The organism is Priestia sp. MDV22-iso46, from assembly GCF_058629175.1.
The window spans coordinates 122,139-137,357 of record NZ_JBZVWT010000004.1 but is presented as its reverse complement, the minus strand read 5'-3'; the positions used below and the strand labels follow the sequence as shown (position 1 = coordinate 137,357).

17 protein-coding genes and 1 tRNA gene are annotated in these 15,219 nt (G+C 39.6%); 17 read left to right on the top strand and 1 reads right to left on the bottom strand.

The window, feature by feature from the left end:
- Positions 1-30: 30 nt before the first annotated feature.
- The 15 genes from AC4NPH_RS21615 to AC4NPH_RS21545 all read left to right on the top strand — a co-directional run bounded on the left by AC4NPH_RS21615 (position 31) and on the right by AC4NPH_RS21545 (position 13,225).
- Positions 31-1,212, top strand: a complete 1,182-nt coding sequence (locus AC4NPH_RS21615; protein WP_013059722.1) for an ATP phosphoribosyltransferase regulatory subunit — start codon at positions 31-33, stop codon at positions 1,210-1,212.
- On the top strand, positions 1,212-1,844 hold the full coding sequence (gene hisG, locus AC4NPH_RS21610; protein WP_013059721.1) for an ATP phosphoribosyltransferase: 633 nt from the start codon (positions 1,212-1,214) through the stop codon (positions 1,842-1,844). The genes AC4NPH_RS21615 and hisG overlap by 1 nt, the downstream gene beginning before the upstream one ends.
- Before the next feature lie 15 nt (positions 1,845-1,859).
- The gene (gene hisD / locus AC4NPH_RS21605; protein WP_013059720.1) at positions 1,860-3,128 is read left to right on the top strand and encodes a histidinol dehydrogenase; all 1,269 of its coding nucleotides are present in this window, start codon (positions 1,860-1,862) and stop codon (positions 3,126-3,128) included.
- A gap of 75 nt (positions 3,129-3,203) precedes the next feature.
- Positions 3,204-3,788, top strand: coding sequence for an imidazoleglycerol-phosphate dehydratase HisB (gene hisB / locus AC4NPH_RS21600; protein WP_013059719.1), 585 nt, complete (start codon positions 3,204-3,206; stop codon positions 3,786-3,788).
- Positions 3,789-4,436 carry an imidazole glycerol phosphate synthase subunit HisH gene (gene hisH / locus AC4NPH_RS21595; RefSeq protein WP_013059718.1) on the top strand — a complete coding sequence of 216 codons (648 nt, stop codon included), beginning with the start codon at positions 3,789-3,791 and terminating at the stop codon, positions 4,434-4,436.
- Positions 4,423-5,157, top strand: a complete 735-nt coding sequence (hisA, locus tag AC4NPH_RS21590) for a 1-(5-phosphoribosyl)-5-[(5-phosphoribosylamino)methylideneamino]imidazole-4-carboxamide isomerase (protein WP_013059717.1) — start codon at positions 4,423-4,425, stop codon at positions 5,155-5,157. The genes hisH and hisA overlap by 14 nt, the downstream gene beginning before the upstream one ends.
- A complete protein-coding gene (gene hisF / locus AC4NPH_RS21585) occupies positions 5,157-5,915 on the top strand; it encodes an imidazole glycerol phosphate synthase subunit HisF (RefSeq protein WP_013059716.1) in 759 nt (252 codons plus the stop codon). Before hisA ends, hisF begins: the two co-directional genes overlap by 1 nt.
- Entirely contained in the window at positions 5,912-6,535 is a 624-nt protein-coding gene (gene hisIE / locus AC4NPH_RS21580) for a bifunctional phosphoribosyl-AMP cyclohydrolase/phosphoribosyl-ATP diphosphatase HisIE (RefSeq protein ID WP_013059715.1), read from the top strand. Before hisF ends, hisIE begins: the two co-directional genes overlap by 4 nt.
- A 181-nt stretch (positions 6,536-6,716) precedes the next feature.
- Positions 6,717-8,219 (top strand): tetratricopeptide repeat protein, encoded by a 1,503-nt coding sequence (locus AC4NPH_RS21575; RefSeq protein ID WP_053487808.1) that lies wholly within the window; start codon positions 6,717-6,719, stop codon positions 8,217-8,219.
- Between the two features lie 111 nt (positions 8,220-8,330).
- Entirely contained in the window at positions 8,331-9,284 is a 954-nt protein-coding gene (gene trxB, locus AC4NPH_RS21570) for a thioredoxin-disulfide reductase (protein WP_013059713.1), read from the top strand.
- Between the two features lie 303 nt (positions 9,285-9,587).
- The gene (locus AC4NPH_RS21565) at positions 9,588-10,046 is read left to right on the top strand and encodes an 8-oxo-dGTP diphosphatase (RefSeq protein WP_013059712.1); all 459 of its coding nucleotides are present in this window, start codon (positions 9,588-9,590) and stop codon (positions 10,044-10,046) included.
- A gap of 41 nt (positions 10,047-10,087) precedes the next feature.
- Positions 10,088-10,981, top strand: a complete 894-nt coding sequence (gene rapZ, locus AC4NPH_RS21560) for an RNase adapter RapZ (protein WP_013059711.1) — start codon at positions 10,088-10,090, stop codon at positions 10,979-10,981.
- Entirely contained in the window at positions 10,978-11,964 is a 987-nt protein-coding gene (locus AC4NPH_RS21555; protein ID WP_013059710.1) for a gluconeogenesis factor YvcK family protein, read from the top strand. The genes rapZ and AC4NPH_RS21555 overlap by 4 nt, the downstream gene beginning before the upstream one ends.
- A gap of 33 nt (positions 11,965-11,997) precedes the next feature.
- Positions 11,998-12,942, top strand: coding sequence for a DNA-binding protein WhiA (gene whiA / locus AC4NPH_RS21550; RefSeq protein ID WP_013059709.1), 945 nt, complete (start codon positions 11,998-12,000; stop codon positions 12,940-12,942).
- Positions 12,943-12,970: 28 nt separating this feature from the next.
- Entirely contained in the window at positions 12,971-13,225 is a 255-nt protein-coding gene (locus AC4NPH_RS21545; protein ID WP_013059708.1) for an HPr family phosphocarrier protein, read from the top strand.
- Between the two features lie 34 nt (positions 13,226-13,259).
- Here AC4NPH_RS21545 and clpP read toward each other — a convergent pair whose 3' ends face one another.
- Entirely contained in the window at positions 13,260-13,847 is a 588-nt protein-coding gene (gene clpP, locus AC4NPH_RS21540) for an ATP-dependent Clp endopeptidase proteolytic subunit ClpP (RefSeq protein WP_013059707.1), read from the bottom strand.
- 220 nt (positions 13,848-14,067) lie between these two features.
- Here clpP and AC4NPH_RS21535 point away from each other — a divergent pair.
- Both AC4NPH_RS21535 and AC4NPH_RS21530 read left to right on the top strand, forming a co-directional pair.
- Positions 14,068-14,139: transfer RNA gene (locus tag AC4NPH_RS21535), tRNA-Arg, on the top strand.
- Positions 14,140-14,340: 201 nt separating this feature from the next.
- Entirely contained in the window at positions 14,341-15,015 is a 675-nt protein-coding gene (locus AC4NPH_RS21530; protein WP_063670681.1) for a DUF8580 domain-containing lipoprotein, read from the top strand.
- Positions 15,016-15,219: the final 204 nt, after the last annotated feature.

Sequence of the window (15,219 nt, the reverse complement as noted above, 5' to 3'; positions counted from 1 at the left end):
GATAAAATCAAGCTTAAAGGACGTGTCGGAATGTCAAAGTTATTTATGTTTGAAAAACCTCTTGGAATGAGGGATACCCTGCCAGCTCTTTTTGAAAGAAAAAAACAAGTTCGCAATCAGCTGGCAGATGAAATCGGCAGCTGGGGCTATCAATATATGGCAACGCCTACTGTGGAATACTACGAGACGGTAGGAAGCGCATCAGCTATTTTAGATCAACAATTGTTTAAACTTTTAGATAAAGAAGGGCATACGCTTGTGCTGCGACCGGATGTAACAACACCATTTGCACGTGTGGCCGCTTCAAAACTTTTAAATAATTCTCCTTTGCGCTTAGCTTATGAAGCAAATGTATTCCGAGCTCAGCAGCGTGAGGGCGGCCGCCCGGCGGAGTTTGAACAAATAGGCGTTGAGCTAATTGGAGACGCTACGATGAGCAGCGATGCTGAAGTGATTGCTCTCATGATCGGCGCATTAAAAAGAGCGGGACTTAAATCATTTAAAGTGGCAATTGGCCACATCGGGTTTGTTAATTCGCTTTTTTTAGAAATTGTCGGAAATGAAGAACGTGCTAACGTGCTTCGCCGCTTTTTATATGAGAAAAATTACGTGGGCTATCGTAATCATGTAAAAGATTTGAATCTATCTTCTATTGATAAACAGCGTCTCCTTCAGCTGCTTAACCTGCGCGGAGATGAAAAGAAGATTGAAGAAGCGGTTGAACTAGTTGAAAACGAAGCTGGTAAAAAAGCAGCCGGCGATTTGAAAAAGCTATGGAATATGCTTGATGCATACGGTGTAACGGATGAAATTAAAATTGATTTTAACTTAGTCAGTCATATGAGCTATTACACAGGTATTTTATTTGAAGTCTTTGCTGAAAACGTTGGTTTCCATATCGGTAATGGAGGACGTTATGACCAGCTTCTTGAAAAATTTGCGTCTAAAACACCAGCTACAGGATTTGGAATTCAGCTGGACCGCTTAATTGAAGCGCTGGGCGAAGAAGTATATGAGCCTTCAGCAGTATACGGCATATTATATAGCCAGGAGCGTTTGGATGAGGCATTAGCTTTAGCTGCTGAACAGCGCAAGCAAGGATACCGGGTAGTGACTCAGGAAATTGCAGGCGTTGATGATGTTGATGTATTTACTGCACAGTTTGAAGAAGTCACGTTTCTAATTGGAAAACGAGGCAAGGGGGGACAATAATGAGTGAACTATTAACAATTGCAATGCCAAAAGGACGTATTTTTGAAGAAGCAGCTGAACTTTTGCGTCAAGCAGACTTTCAATTGCCGCCAGAATTTGACGATTCGCGCAAGCTGATTGTAGATATTCCTGAAGAGAACATGCGCTTTATTTTAGCAAAACCAATGGATGTTACTACTTATGTAGAATACGGAGTAGCGGATCTTGGTATTGCAGGTAAAGACGTAATGTTAGAAGAAGAACGAGATGTCTATGAGCTGTTGGATTTAAATATTAGTAAATGTCATCTGGCCGTTGCCGGTTTGCCTAATGCTAAAAAATCAGAAATTGCTCAAAAAGTGGCAACTAAATATCCAAATGTAGCATCTACTTATTTCAGGGAGCAAGGAGAGCAAGTAGAAATTATAAAATTGAATGGTTCGATTGAATTAGCGCCTTTAATCGGCCTGGCTGATCGGATTGTTGATATTGTATCAACGGGACAAACACTAAAAGAGAACGGACTTGTTGAATTGGAGCACATTGAAGATATTACATCGCGTTTGATTGTGAACCCTGTGAGCTATCGTTTAAAAGACGAACGAATTGATGATTTAGTGAATCGTTTAGCCCAAGTGGTTCAACCTGTATAAAAGAGGTGACATACATTGAAAATTACACGTGTAACAGAACAAGTGAGCTTAAAGCGTACGATTGATCAAGGGACAAGTGCTCAAAGAGAAATTGTCGTAAATATTTTAAAGCAGGTGCAAGAGCAAAAAGACGAAGCTTTAAAACGGTATACAGCCCAATTTGACGGCGTTGAGCTTTCTTCTTTGCTTGTGACAGAACAAGAAAAGAAGCGTGCTTATGAGCTGGTTGATGCAGATATGCTGTCAACCATTCGTGAAGCTGCTGACAACATTCGTGATTACCACGAAAGAATGGTCGAGCAGTCTTGGATGACAACAAAAGAAGACGGCACCATTTTAGGGCAGAAAGTAACGCCTTTAGATGCAGTAGGTGTTTATGTACCGGGAGGCCTTGCGGCTTATCCTTCTTCCGTTTTAATGAATGTCATTCCTGCTCAAGTGGCAGGTGTAAAACGTATCGTGATGGTTTCACCTCCAGGAAAAGACGGCGCGCTTCCTGCTGGAGTAGTGGTAGCAGCGAGTGAGCTTGGGGTCAAAGAGATTTATAAAGTAGGGGGAGCTCAGGCAGTAGGAGCACTTGCCTATGGAACAGAAACAATTCAATCCGTCGATAAAATTGTAGGGCCAGGTAATATCTTTGTTGCATTAGCGAAAAGAGAAGTATATGGCTTAGTAGACATTGACTCAATTGCTGGACCTAGTGAAATTGTCGTACTAGCAGATGATACGGCCAAGCCGAACGAAGTGGCCGCTGATTTATTGTCTCAAGCAGAACATGACAAATTAGCTTCAAGCATTTTAGTTACACCTTCTATGAAATTAGCCGAAGCTGTTAAAGAAGAAGTGGAAAGACAAGTGGAATCTTTACCTCGTAAAGAAATTGCAAAACCTTCTATTGATAACCATGGCGCTATTTATGTGACTGGGTCATTAGAAGAAGCGATTGAAGCTGTTAATCAATTAGCTCCTGAGCATTTAGAAATTATGACTGAAAGTCCGCTTGAACTTTTAGGTTCCATTCGTCATGCCGGTGCTATTTTTCTAGGAAGATACAGCTCAGAACCTGTTGGCGATTATTTCGCGGGACCAAACCATGTTCTTCCAACAAATGGGACAGCAAAATTCTCAAGTCCTTTATCAGTTGATTCATTTGTGAAAAAGTCTAGTATCATTTCATACAGCCAACAAGCTCTGCAGAAAAATGTCTCGAAAATCGCAGCGTTTGCTCGTTTAGAAGGGCTAGAAGCTCATGCAAGGGCGGTTGAAGAACGCTTTAAAAAATAAGGTGGAGATTAAAAGAAAAGAGTAGAAATGTTCTTTTCTTTACTTATTACATGCACAGTTGAAAGGAGTTTCACAATGAGAGAGTCAAGTATTAAACGTACAACAAACGAAACGGATATTGCATTAGCCATTGGAATCGATGGAGAAGGAAAAGCGAACATTGATACAGGCGTTCCTTTTTTAAATCATATGCTCGATTTATTTACAAAACACGGACAGTTTAACCTTGATGTAAAAGCAGATGGAGACACGGAGATTGATGATCACCATACAACGGAAGATATCGGTATTTGCCTTGGTCAAACGTTCAAAGAAGCGCTCGGTGATAAAAAAGGAATTAAACGCTATGGAAATGCTTTTGTACCAATGGATGACGCTTTGGCTCAAGTCGTAGTGGATTTAAGCAATCGTCCTCATTTTGAATTTAAAGGTGACATTCCCGCGTCGCGCGTCGGTACATTTGATACAGAGCTTGTGTATGAATTTTTATGGAAATTTGCATTAGAATCTCGCATGAATGTACATGTAATTGTACACTACGGTAAAAATACACACCACATTATTGAAGCGGTATTTAAGGCATTAGCACGTGCTTTGGACGAAGCGACAACGATTGATCCGCGTGTCAAAGGTGTGCCTTCGACGAAAGGGATGTTGTAAATGATTGGCATTATCGACTATGGGATGGGCAACTTATACAGCGTAAGTAAAGCTCTTGAACGATTAAACTATGACTATATTATCTCCGCAGATCCTGCAGAACTAAGAAAGGCAAAAGGGCTGATTCTTCCTGGAGTTGGAGCATTCAAAGATGCGATGGAACAGCTGAATCAAACAAAGCTGACGGACTTTATTAAAGAGGAAGTAGCAAAAGGAATGCCTTTGCTTGGAATTTGTTTAGGTATGCAGCTTTTATTTGAGGAAAGCGATGAGAACGGCGTAACAAAAGGACTGGAACTGTTAAAAGGGAGAGTGGAGCGTATTCCCGGCATTACTGCCGAAGGACAGACATATAAAGTTCCGCATATGGGCTGGAACTCTTTAGATTTTCATCAGCAGTCTGCTCTGCTTGATGGAATCAGTGAAGGTCACGTGTACTTTGTTCACTCTTATTACGTAAAAACAAATGATCAAGACGTGCTTTTAGCAACAAGTCCTTACGATGTTGAAGTTCCAGCAGTTGTTGGAAAAGAACACGTATTTGGCACTCAATTCCACCCTGAAAAAAGCAGTGCAATCGGAATGCAAATGCTGCAAAATTATGCAAACTTCTTAGAGAAAAGGAGCCCATCGTATGAGCAAATTTGAAATATATCCAGCCATTGATATGCGCGGAGGAAAGTGCGTCCGTTTGCTTCAAGGAGATTACACAAAAGAAACAGTGTACGGAGATTCTCCGGTAGATATGGCCACACAATTCGCAAGTGAAGGCGCTCAGTGGATTCACATGGTTGATCTGGACGGTGCAAAAGCGGCCAAGCGTGTGAATGATGAATTTGTGCTAGGCGTGAAAAAGAAATTAGATGTACGTGTGCAAATTGGAGGAGGCATTCGCTCAGAAGCTGACGTTGCTTACTATTTAGAAAACGGAATTGACCGCGTTATTTTAGGAAGTGCAGCTATTTCTAATCCTGAATTTGTGAAAAAAATGCTGAAGGAATATGGTGCGCGTATTGCTATTGGTATTGATGCACGTGATGGCTATGTTGCAACGGAAGGCTGGGTGGAAACATCTACAATCAAAGCGACAGAACTAGGAAAAGAATTGGCTAATGCTGGTGCGGAAACATTTATTTTCACGGATATTTCTACTGATGGTATGCTGTCTGGTCCTAATGTGGAAGGAATTGTTGAAATGGCTAAGGCTACTGGAAAAGGTGTGATTGCATCAGGGGGAGTTAGTAAACTTGCTGATCTAGATGCACTAAAGAAATATGAAGCTGACGGCGTTATTGGTGCGATTGTAGGGAAAGCACTTTATACAAATAAGTTTACAGTAGCTGAAGCACTTCAAGAGGTGAAAGCGTAATGATTACAAAACGAATCATTCCTTGTTTAGATGTAAAGGACGGCCGTGTGGTAAAAGGAGTTCAGTTTGTGGAACTTCGAGATGCAGGAGATCCTGTAGAGTTGGCGAAATTTTACGATGAAGAAGGCGCAGACGAATTAGTCTTTTTAGACATTTCTGCTTCTCATGAAGGACGCAAAACGATGGTACATGTTGTAGAAGAAGTAGCATCTCAGCTAGCGATTCCTTTTACGGTGGGCGGAGGAATTAATGCATTAGAAGATATGAAAAGAATGCTTCGTGCTGGTGCAGACAAAGTGTCATTAAATACAGCGGCCGTACTCAATCCAACACTGATTACAGAAGGGTCCGATTTTTTTGGAGCTCAGTGTATTGTAGTAGCCATCGATGCTAAGTACGATGAAAGCTTACAATCATGGCGAGTCTATACACACGGAGGCCGCAACGCAACGAACTGGGAAGTAATCGACTGGGCAAGAGAAGCAGTGAAGCGCGGTGCGGGTGAGATCTTGTTAACGAGTATGGATAAAGACGGTGAAAAGTCAGGGTTTGATTTAGCATTAACCAAAGCAGTCAGCCAAGCGGTGAGCGTTCCTGTTATTGCTTCTGGCGGCGCAGGAAATGGTCAAGATTTTGTCGATGCGTTTGAAAAAGGGGAAGCTGACGCGGCTTTGGCGGCTTCGATCTTTCACTATAAAGAAACATCTGTAAAAGAAATTAAAAGCTATGCAAAACAACAAGGAGTGAGCATTCGATGACGATTGAAAACATTAAATTCAACAGTGATGGACTTGTGCCAGCTATTGTACAAGATGCTGTGAGCAAAGAAGTTTTAACATTGGCTTATATGAACGAAGAATCACTTCAAAAATCAATTGATACACGTGAAACATGGTTTTACAGCCGTTCTCGACAAGAGTTGTGGCACAAGGGCGCAACCTCTGGAAACACACAAAAAATTGTGAGCATGGCATATGACTGTGATGCCGATTCTCTTGTTGTAAAAGTGGAGCCTCAAGGTCCTGCTTGTCATACGGGCGCTTACAGCTGCTTTAATGAAACAATTCTTGGCGAAAATAAACAAAACGATAATCGGTTTGCTATTATTAATGAGCTAGAAGAAGTAATCGCTAAGCGTGAAGCTGAAATGCCAGAAGGAGCTTATACGACGTACTTATTCGATAAAGGCGTAGATAAAATCCTCAAAAAAGTAGGAGAAGAAGCTGGTGAAGTGATTATTGCAGCAAAAAATCGTGACCATGATGAGCTGAAGTGGGAAGTTGCGGATTTATTGTACCACGTACTTGTTTTACTTCGTGAGCAAAAGCTGCCTTTAGACGATGTCCTATCAGTATTAAAAGAGCGTCACTCTAGCTAATAGCTACATAGTGAAAGGAGAGAAGGAGTTGTCTCATTTTAGATAAAAGAGGCAAAACCTTCTCTTATTTGTGTCAAGAAACGACTGCTTACAGGCTCCTTTTTTGAATAGAGGTATTAAACTTCTTGGCAAATGTGATATACTACGAACGTCGAAATTATCAACTTATTTGGAGGGCTTAATGGAAAAACACTCAAAAGTAATTCAAAAAATGGCACAAGTAATTCCATTTTCGCAAACGGGTGACTTCTATTTCGAAAAAGCGCTGCAGGCGTTTGAAGAAGAGGAGTCGGATAAAGCGCTCAAGTATTTAACGCGTGCAAACAAAGAGAATGCCCGTAATCCACAGCTTCTTACAAACGTTGGAGTAGCTTTAACGGAGCAGGGAGATTATCAAGATGCCAACGAGCTTTTTCTCCATGTGATTCATCATATGGACGATAAATTAGGAAGCTGTTACTACTATATAGCCAACAGCTATGCGCATCTTGGACTGTTTGAAGAATCAAAAAAATACGCGATGTATTACATTGAGCATTTTCCAAATGGTGACCTCTTTCGATCGGCTACAGATCTGTTAGATTTACTATCAATTGATGTGGATGAAGAAGATGAAGAGCCTAAAAATCAGCTAGGCGACATGCTGATTATAAAACAAGAACAAGCAAAACGACTGCTTGAAGCAACGAATTTTGAAGAAGCAGTGGATTTGTTAACTGAAATAATTGATGAGTATCCAGAATTCTGGTCTGCATATAATAATTTAGCGTTAGCTTATTTTTATTTAAATAAAATTGATGAGGCAATGGATTTGCTGAATGAAGTATTGGAGAAAAACCCTGGAAATCTTCATGCGTTATGCAATCAGCTGATTTTCTATTATTATTGCCATAAGCATAAAGAAGTTGAGGAGCTTACAGACGGGCTTAGCCGCGTTTATCCAATGTCATTTGAACACCGCTATAAGCTTGGAGCAACATTTGCATTGATTGGTCAATACAAACTATCATACAGATGGTTAAAAAAGCTTTATACACAAGGATTTCAAGGAGACAACTCATTTCATTATTGGCTCTCATATGCCTCTTACTATACCGGACGTGAAGCGTTCGCTAAAGAAATGTGGAAGCTGGCATTGGAAGACGTTCCTGATAAAGAAGGAGAGGAGCCTTGGCGCATCAGTCAAAAAGCTGCGAAGGTTTTTCAATCGAAAGTGGATGTTACAGCGAAAAAGAAGTGTGCAACAAAAAATGTTCACGATCAGCTTTACAGCTTGTATATGGCAAAAAAGCTTCCTGAACAGCAGCGTCTGCTTCTTTTAGAAGAAATCAAGTCGTCCATACATATGAGTACACTTTTGGATGAAGTATATACGTATGTATGGCAGGATAAACAACATGTGATTTTTGAGGTGGCAGATGTTATTGAACTGGAGATGGAATCGCAGAATGAAAGTGATACCCAGGATCTTTTAAGCTTTTGGTTTTATGTATATGTACAGGTATATAAACAATCCTATGATTTTCAGCATGTGAACGTAAATGCATGGGCCGCAGCCGTCACATATATATGGGCGAAAGAAAAAAGGCAGGCTATTACTCAAGCCGATGCGGCAAAACAATATTCCATTTCCGTTGCAACAGTTAGAAAGTACAGTAAAATTGTGAATACGTTATTAAATTGAGCAAAAAAATAGACGGTAATAGGAAGAACATATTAGGATAGTGGTAACGAAATAATTATCCATAAATTTGGAATCAACTACGAAGGAATTTCCTAAAAGGAGTGTAAAGCAATGACAGAAGAAAAAATTTATGATGTCATTATTATTGGGGCAGGTCCAGCAGGTATGACTGCTGCTGTATATACATCTCGTGCAGATTTATCAACACTAATGATTGAACGCGGAATTCCAGGCGGTCAAATGGCTAATACAGAAGATGTAGAAAACTATCCAGGTTATGATCATATCCTTGGCCCTGACCTTTCTAACAAAATGTTTGAGCATGCAAAAAAATTCGGTGCGGAATATGCGTACGGTGATATTAAAGAAATCATCGACGGAGAAGAATACAAGACAGTTCGTGCAGGCAGCAAAGAATATAAAACACGTTCAGTAATCGTTGCTACTGGTGCAGAATATAAAAAATTAGGCGCGCCAGGAGAAAAAGAACTAGGCGGCCGCGGCGTATCTTATTGTGCTGTATGTGACGGCGCATTTTTTAAAGGTAAAGAGCTAGTCGTTGTAGGCGGTGGAGACTCTGCGGTTGAAGAAGGCGTATATTTAACACGCTTCGCAACAAAAGTAACAATTATTCACCGACGCGATGAGCTTCGCGCGCAGAAAATCCTACAGCAGCGTGCATTTGACAACGAAAAAGTTGATTTTATTTGGAATACAACGGTCAAAGAAGTAAATGAAAAAGACGGTAAAGTAGGCAGCGTAACGTTAGTAGACACAAAAACAGGTGAAGAGCGCGAGTTCGGTGCGGACGGCGTATTCATTTATGTTGGAATGGTTCCACTAACAAAACCATTCGAAAGCCTAAACATCACGAATAAAGAAGGATATATTGAAACGAACGAGCAAATGGAAACAAAAGTACCAGGTGTGTTCGCAGCTGGAGACGTTCGTGAAAAGGCTCTTCGTCAAATTGTAACAGCTACAGGTGATGGCAGCATTGCTGCTCAAGCGGCTCAGCACTATGTAGAAGAGTTAAAAGAAAAGTTAAAAGCTATTCAGCAATAAGGCTGAAATCAATCTTTTACAAAACGTAATTCGGTTTTAACTGTTCTGTAACACCTGTGAAACATTGATGGGGTACTATATAGATAGTAATTGACCCCCTTTTATAAAATATATGTATGTCGGGCATAGGACGTGTTCCTATGCCTCTTTTTTGTGACTATAACAGATTGAATTTCCGTATATAACAGCAATAGATTATTTTCAGAAAATTTAGTAATAGTTAGTTCATCTCCGTTGTGAGAGAAGTTTGTTTCGTAGTATAATAAAAGAAAATGTCAGTATACATATGATGAGGTGGAAAACATGCAAAGGGTCACAAATTGTGTATTAATGAAAGACGATAAAGTATTGTTGCTTCAAAAGCCACGAAGAAACTGGTGGGTGGCCCCGGGTGGGAAAATGGAGCAAGGAGAATCTGTAAAAGACTCTGTTGTGAGAGAATTTCGTGAAGAAACGGGAATTTATTTGAAAAATCCCACTGTAAAAGGTATCTTTACTTTTACGATGAAAGAAAACGATCAAATTTCATCTGAATGGATGATGTTTACTTTTTTTGCTACAGATTTTGATGGGACAAATGTGCTAGAATCAGAAGAAGGCAAACTCGGTTGGCATAATTTGAGTGAAGTAAGTGAATTGCCGATGGCACCGGGAGATCATCACATTATCGATTATGTAGCAAAAGGGTCGGGTGTTATTTATGGCAACTTTACGTATACAACGGATTTCGAGTTATTATCTTATCGAATTGATCCTTGTTAATGATAAATAGACATGTATGCATAGATTGAGGGGGATGGAAAATGAGTACTGGGTCTGTAAGCGATATTCAATTAGTGATTATTACTGGAATGTCAGGTGCAGGAAAAACAGTAGCAATTCAGAGTTTTGAAGATTTAGGGTTCTTTTGTGTAGATAATTTACCCCCTACATTGCTACCGAAATTTTTAGAACTCATGAAAGAGTCAGGGAATAAAATGAATAAAGTTGCTCTTGTTATGGACTTGCGAGGCAGAGAGTTTTTTGAAAGCCTGTTTGAAGCATTAGATAACATGAGTGAAACAACGTGGGTCACGCCACAAATTTTATTTTTAGATGCAAAAGATTCTGTATTGGTGACGCGCTATAAAGAAACGAGACGTTCACATCCGCTAGCTCCTTCGGGTTTACCTTTAGAAGGAATTGGTATGGAACGTGAGCTTCTTGAGGAGTTAAAGGGAAGAGCTCAGCTTATTTATGAGACGTCAGAGTTAAAACCAAGAGAGCTTAGAGAAAAGATTTTAACTCAGTTTTCGTCGCACGCTTCACAGGTTTTTACTGTTAATGTGATGTCGTTTGGTTTTAAATATGGTGTACCTATTGACGCTGATTTAGTCTTTGATGTGCGCTTTTTGCCAAACCCTCACTACATTGACCATATGCGTCCTAAAACAGGGCTTGAAGAAGAGGTTTCTTCTTACGTATTAAAATGGACGGAAACTCAAAAGTTCATTGAAAAAGTAGTAGACTTACTTTCGTTTATGCTTCCACAGTACAAGCGAGAAGGTAAAAGCCAGCTGGTCATTGCTATAGGATGCACAGGCGGACAGCATCGCTCCGTCACATTAGCTGAATATTTAGGTCACCATTTCCAGAATGAATACAAAACTCATATTTCTCATCGTGACATTGAGAGGAGAAAGGAAAATCATAGATGAGCAGTGAACAGCTTCCAAAAGTTGTCGTCATTGGGGGAGGAACGGGTTTACCAGTGCTGTTAAGAGGGTTGAAGGAATACCCTCTTGATCTTACAGCCATCGTAACCGTAGCAGACGACGGGGGAAGTTCTGGCCGATTGCGCGATGAACTTGAAATCCCTGCTCCTGGTGATATTCGAAATGTGCTAGTTGCTTTATCTGATGTAGAGCCACTAGTTGAAGAGCTTTTTCAGCATCGATTTGATACAGGAAATGAGCTTACAGGCCATTCTCTTGGCAATTTGTTGCTTGCAGCTATGACGTCTATTACTGGCGATTTTGTGCATGCTATACGAGAAATGAGCAAAGTACTAAACGTCAGAGGGAAAGTACTTCCAGCAGCTAATCAAAGTGTTGTGCTGCATGCGGAGATGCAAGATGGATCCATCGTAACAGGTGAATCTAAAATTCCAGAAGTTAATAAAAAAATTAATAAAGTATTTTTATCGCCCGCCGATGTGAAACCGCTTGTCGAGACAATAAAAGCGATTCGACGAGCTGATTTAATTGTGTTGGGGCCCGGAAGTCTTTATACAAGTATTTTGCCGAATTTACTGGTGCAGGATATTTGTAACGAGCTTTGTTCGACAAAAGCAAAGAAAGTGTACGTATGCAACGTGATGACGCAGCCGGGTGAGACATTGGGCTTTAAGGCAAGTGATCATATTAAAGCGCTTTACAATCATATGCCTTGTGCATTTTTAGATGCGATTATCGTCAATAATGCACCTATTCCAGCACCTTTGAAAAAGAAATACCAAGTAGAGCAGGCTCAGCCTGTAGAATATGATCGTGAAGTATTGCTAAAATTAGGGTTAGAAGTGATTGAAGATCAAATTATTCAGTATGACGGCAGCGTAATTAGGCATGATACAAAAAAAGTAGCAAAGCTTGTGTATTCTATGCTGACATCGCTGCAAGGTAAAACGAATACGGGTGTTTAACACTATTTCCGTATGTAGATTGGAGGTGAAGTTATGTCATTTGCATCAGAAACAAAAAAAGAGTTAACGAATTTAGAAGTCAAAGATTGCTGTGCAAAAGCAGAGCTTTCTGCATTAATTCGAATGAATGGTTCACTTTCTTTTTCGAATAAAAAATTCACGGTTGATGTTCAAACAGAAAACGCAGCGATTGCTCGGCGCATTTATGTCCTGCTTAAGAAAAATTATGATGTTTCAGTAGAACTGCTTGTGCGTAAGAAAATGCGGTTGAAAAAAAACAATGTGTATATTGTTCGATTAGTAGAGAAAACGAGAATGCTTTTGGAAGACTTAAAAATTGTAGAAGAAGGATTCACGTTTACACATCGTATTTCAGCAGAGCTAGTACAAAAAAAATGCTGTAAGCGATCCTACTTAAGAGGCGCATTTTTAGCCGGCGGTTCTATTAATAACCCAGAGACATCATCGTACCATCTTGAAATCTTTTCATTGTATGAAGAGCACAACGAAGCTTTATGCAATTTAATGAACGAATTTCAATTGAATAGTAAAACATTAGAACGGAAAAAAGGCTATATTAACTATTTGAAAGAAGCTGAAAAAATTACGGAGTTTCTAAATATCATTGGAGCCCATAACGCTCTGTTACGGTTTGAGGATGTAAGAATCGTCCGAGATATGCGAAATTCCGTTAATCGCTTAGTTAATTGTGAAACAGCTAACTTAAATAAAACGATCGGAGCGGCTATTCGTCAAGTGGAAAACATTCGTTATATTGATGAAACAGCTGGATTAGACATCTTACCAGAAAAGCTAAGAGAAATTGCTCGTTTGCGTGTGGAATACCAAGACGTTACGTTAAAGGAGCTTGGTGAGATGGTATCTGGAGGTCAAATTAGCAAATCGGGCATTAACCATCGGTTGCGTAAAATTGACCAAATAGCAGACAAGCTTCGCGCCGGTCAGCCAGTCACATAAGGGGAATTGCAAGGGGGAGGATTTTATCATGGAAAAACAAGTAGAAGTAAAATTAAAAACGGGATTACAGGCTCGTGTTGCGGCACTATTTGTGCAAGAAGCAACTCGTTTTACATCTGATGTGTACTTGAAGAAAGATGAGAAAGTAGTCAACGCTAAAAGTATCATGGGGTTAATGAGCTTAGCGATTAATAATGGGTCTCTTATTACGCTCATTGTTGAAGGGGTAGATGAAAAAGAAGCAATGGATGCGTTAGTAGCTTACGTAGAGAACGATGCATAAAAAAGCCTTTCCCAAAGTGGGAAAGGCTTTTTTCTTATTTAGGGTCGTTTTCTAATACTTTGTCAATTAGACCGTATTCTAAAGCGCGTTCAGCAGTCATGAAATTATCACGATCTGTATCACGTTGTAGCACTTCTAACGGTTGACCTGTACGCTCAGCTAAAATTGAATTTAGTTTTTCGCGTAAGAATAGAATACGTTTTGCCGCAATTTCGATTTCAGTAGCTTGTCCTTGAGCACCACCAAGAGGTTGATGAATCATTACTTCGCTGTTTGGAAGAGCAAAACGTTTGCCCTTTTCACCAGCAGCCAGTAAGAAAGCACCCATTGATGCAGCCATACCGATACAAATTGTAGAAACTTTTGGCTTAATGAATTGCATCGTATCGTAGATAGCCATTCCAGCTGTAATAGAGCCACCTGGACTGTTGATATAAAGTGAGATATCTTTTTCTGGGTCTTCAGCAGCTAAGAATAGAAGCTGAGAAACGATTGAGTTAGCTACATTATCGTCAATAGCACTACCTAAAATAATAATGCGGTCTTTTAATAAACGTGAATAAATGTCATAAGCACGTTCACCACGGTTTGTTTGTTCAATAACTGTAGGAATTAAGTTCATATTAAATTCCTCCTTAACAAGAATAATTTGTTATGTACCTATAATACACGTATGGTCAATAAAGGTCAAACAAAAGAACCTCTACTACACATATTCGCTTAAAAGACTATGTATTCCTCTTTGACATTATTAAAATTTTTCCCCCTTCTAAAAAAAATAAACGTAGTATTCTATTGAAAAGAGAAGTTTTCTCTCCTATAATGGAAGTTGTGACAAATATGCCCTCGTAGTGTAGTGGATAGCACAAGAGATTCCGGTTCTCTTAGGGTGGGTTCGAATCCTGTCGAGGGCGTCTTAAAACGTTGCGTTTTACGCAACGTTTTTTATTTTGAGTAAAAAGGCTCATCTTCTCAAAAAATAATATTTATTTTCCTCCTATAAACCTTTATACGCGTAAGGAAGCAAGAAATTAATTCCATTGTACCGGTTGCGGAATTTGTCAGAATACTATAAAACAGTATATAAGGAAAAGAAACACGGAGGAGGAATAAATATGAAATATATGAACAAACTTTTCATTGTCAGTGCATCGGTAGCACTATTGCTGTCTGCATGCGGGACGAACGAAGATTCTGCTCAGCCGAAGTCTAATGATCAAGCAGAAAATGTTCAGCAGGACACAGCTTCTAAATCTGATCAAACATCAGGCGCTGCAAAAGAAGATTCGAAAAAAGATGCGGATTCTTCCGAGGTCTCAGCCAAACCTTCAGGAAGTCAATCATCAACTAGCGAAACAGCGGATGATGAACAGTCAACGTCTTCTTCAGAAACAAAACTAACAAAAAGCCCAGAACAAGATTATTCTATTCAAGTAATGGACGGTTATAAACTAACGGGTGAAGAACCAGGAAAAGATGCGTTAGTATTAACTTCAGATGATTCTCAATTTATGCGTATCGAAATGCTTTCATCAAAAGCATCGATGGACGACGCTGCTCAATCTGTTAAACAAACGGCAACAGCAGTTAATAAAAATGCAGCAGAGAAAAAGAATCTTGAAGAGACTGGAATCTTCAAAGATTCTGTTTGGTATGAAGCCACATCTGGCGATCATACGGTAAACGCTGTGTTGGTTAAAGGAAAGAAACCAATGAAGCTAACCATCTTCACGAAAAATGACGAAGAAAACTTGGACAAGTTTATGCAAATGGCACAAACCATTCAATAAGTAATTTTTCTATATATTATACACATGCAGAAAATTCGACATGACGAAGAAAACGTCATGTCGGATTATTACTCGGATCATGTGGTTGGTGCGAATTATAATGAAAAGTTATAAAGGTGCATAACTCTATTACTTTTTTGATGGTTAGTAATTAAAAATAGGATGAACTGCTTCGTTAACAAAGGTTGACGGAGATTTTTTGAT

What these genes read in the sequence shown, in the direction of transcription:
- AC4NPH_RS21530 (WP_063670681.1), top strand. Translation starts at nt 14,341, where the DNA reads ATGAAATATATGAACAAACTTTTCATTGTCAGTGCATCGGTAGCACTA.
- whiA (WP_013059709.1), top strand. Translation starts at nt 11,998, where the DNA reads ATGTCATTTGCATCAGAAACAAAAAAAGAGTTAACGAATTTAGAAGTC.
- rapZ (WP_013059711.1), top strand. Translation starts at nt 10,088, where the DNA reads ATGAGTACTGGGTCTGTAAGCGATATTCAATTAGTGATTATTACTGGA.
- AC4NPH_RS21615 (WP_013059722.1), top strand. Translation starts at nt 31, where the DNA reads ATGTCAAAGTTATTTATGTTTGAAAAACCTCTTGGAATGAGGGATACC.
- AC4NPH_RS21555 (WP_013059710.1), top strand. Translation starts at nt 10,978, where the DNA reads ATGAGCAGTGAACAGCTTCCAAAAGTTGTCGTCATTGGGGGAGGAACG.
- hisF (WP_013059716.1), top strand. Translation starts at nt 5,157, where the DNA reads ATGATTACAAAACGAATCATTCCTTGTTTAGATGTAAAGGACGGCCGT.
- trxB (WP_013059713.1), top strand. Translation starts at nt 8,331, where the DNA reads ATGACAGAAGAAAAAATTTATGATGTCATTATTATTGGGGCAGGTCCA.
- AC4NPH_RS21575 (WP_053487808.1), top strand. Translation starts at nt 6,717, where the DNA reads ATGGAAAAACACTCAAAAGTAATTCAAAAAATGGCACAAGTAATTCCA.
- hisB (WP_013059719.1), top strand. Translation starts at nt 3,204, where the DNA reads ATGAGAGAGTCAAGTATTAAACGTACAACAAACGAAACGGATATTGCA.
- hisH (WP_013059718.1), top strand. Translation starts at nt 3,789, where the DNA reads ATGATTGGCATTATCGACTATGGGATGGGCAACTTATACAGCGTAAGT.
- hisG (WP_013059721.1), top strand. Translation starts at nt 1,212, where the DNA reads ATGAGTGAACTATTAACAATTGCAATGCCAAAAGGACGTATTTTTGAA.
- clpP (WP_013059707.1), bottom strand. Translation starts at nt 13,847, where the DNA reads ATGAACTTAATTCCTACAGTTATTGAACAAACAAACCGTGGTGAACGT.
- AC4NPH_RS21565 (WP_013059712.1), top strand. Translation starts at nt 9,588, where the DNA reads ATGCAAAGGGTCACAAATTGTGTATTAATGAAAGACGATAAAGTATTG.
- hisIE (WP_013059715.1), top strand. Translation starts at nt 5,912, where the DNA reads ATGACGATTGAAAACATTAAATTCAACAGTGATGGACTTGTGCCAGCT.
- AC4NPH_RS21545 (WP_013059708.1), top strand. Translation starts at nt 12,971, where the DNA reads ATGGAAAAACAAGTAGAAGTAAAATTAAAAACGGGATTACAGGCTCGT.
- hisA (WP_013059717.1), top strand. Translation starts at nt 4,423, where the DNA reads ATGAGCAAATTTGAAATATATCCAGCCATTGATATGCGCGGAGGAAAG.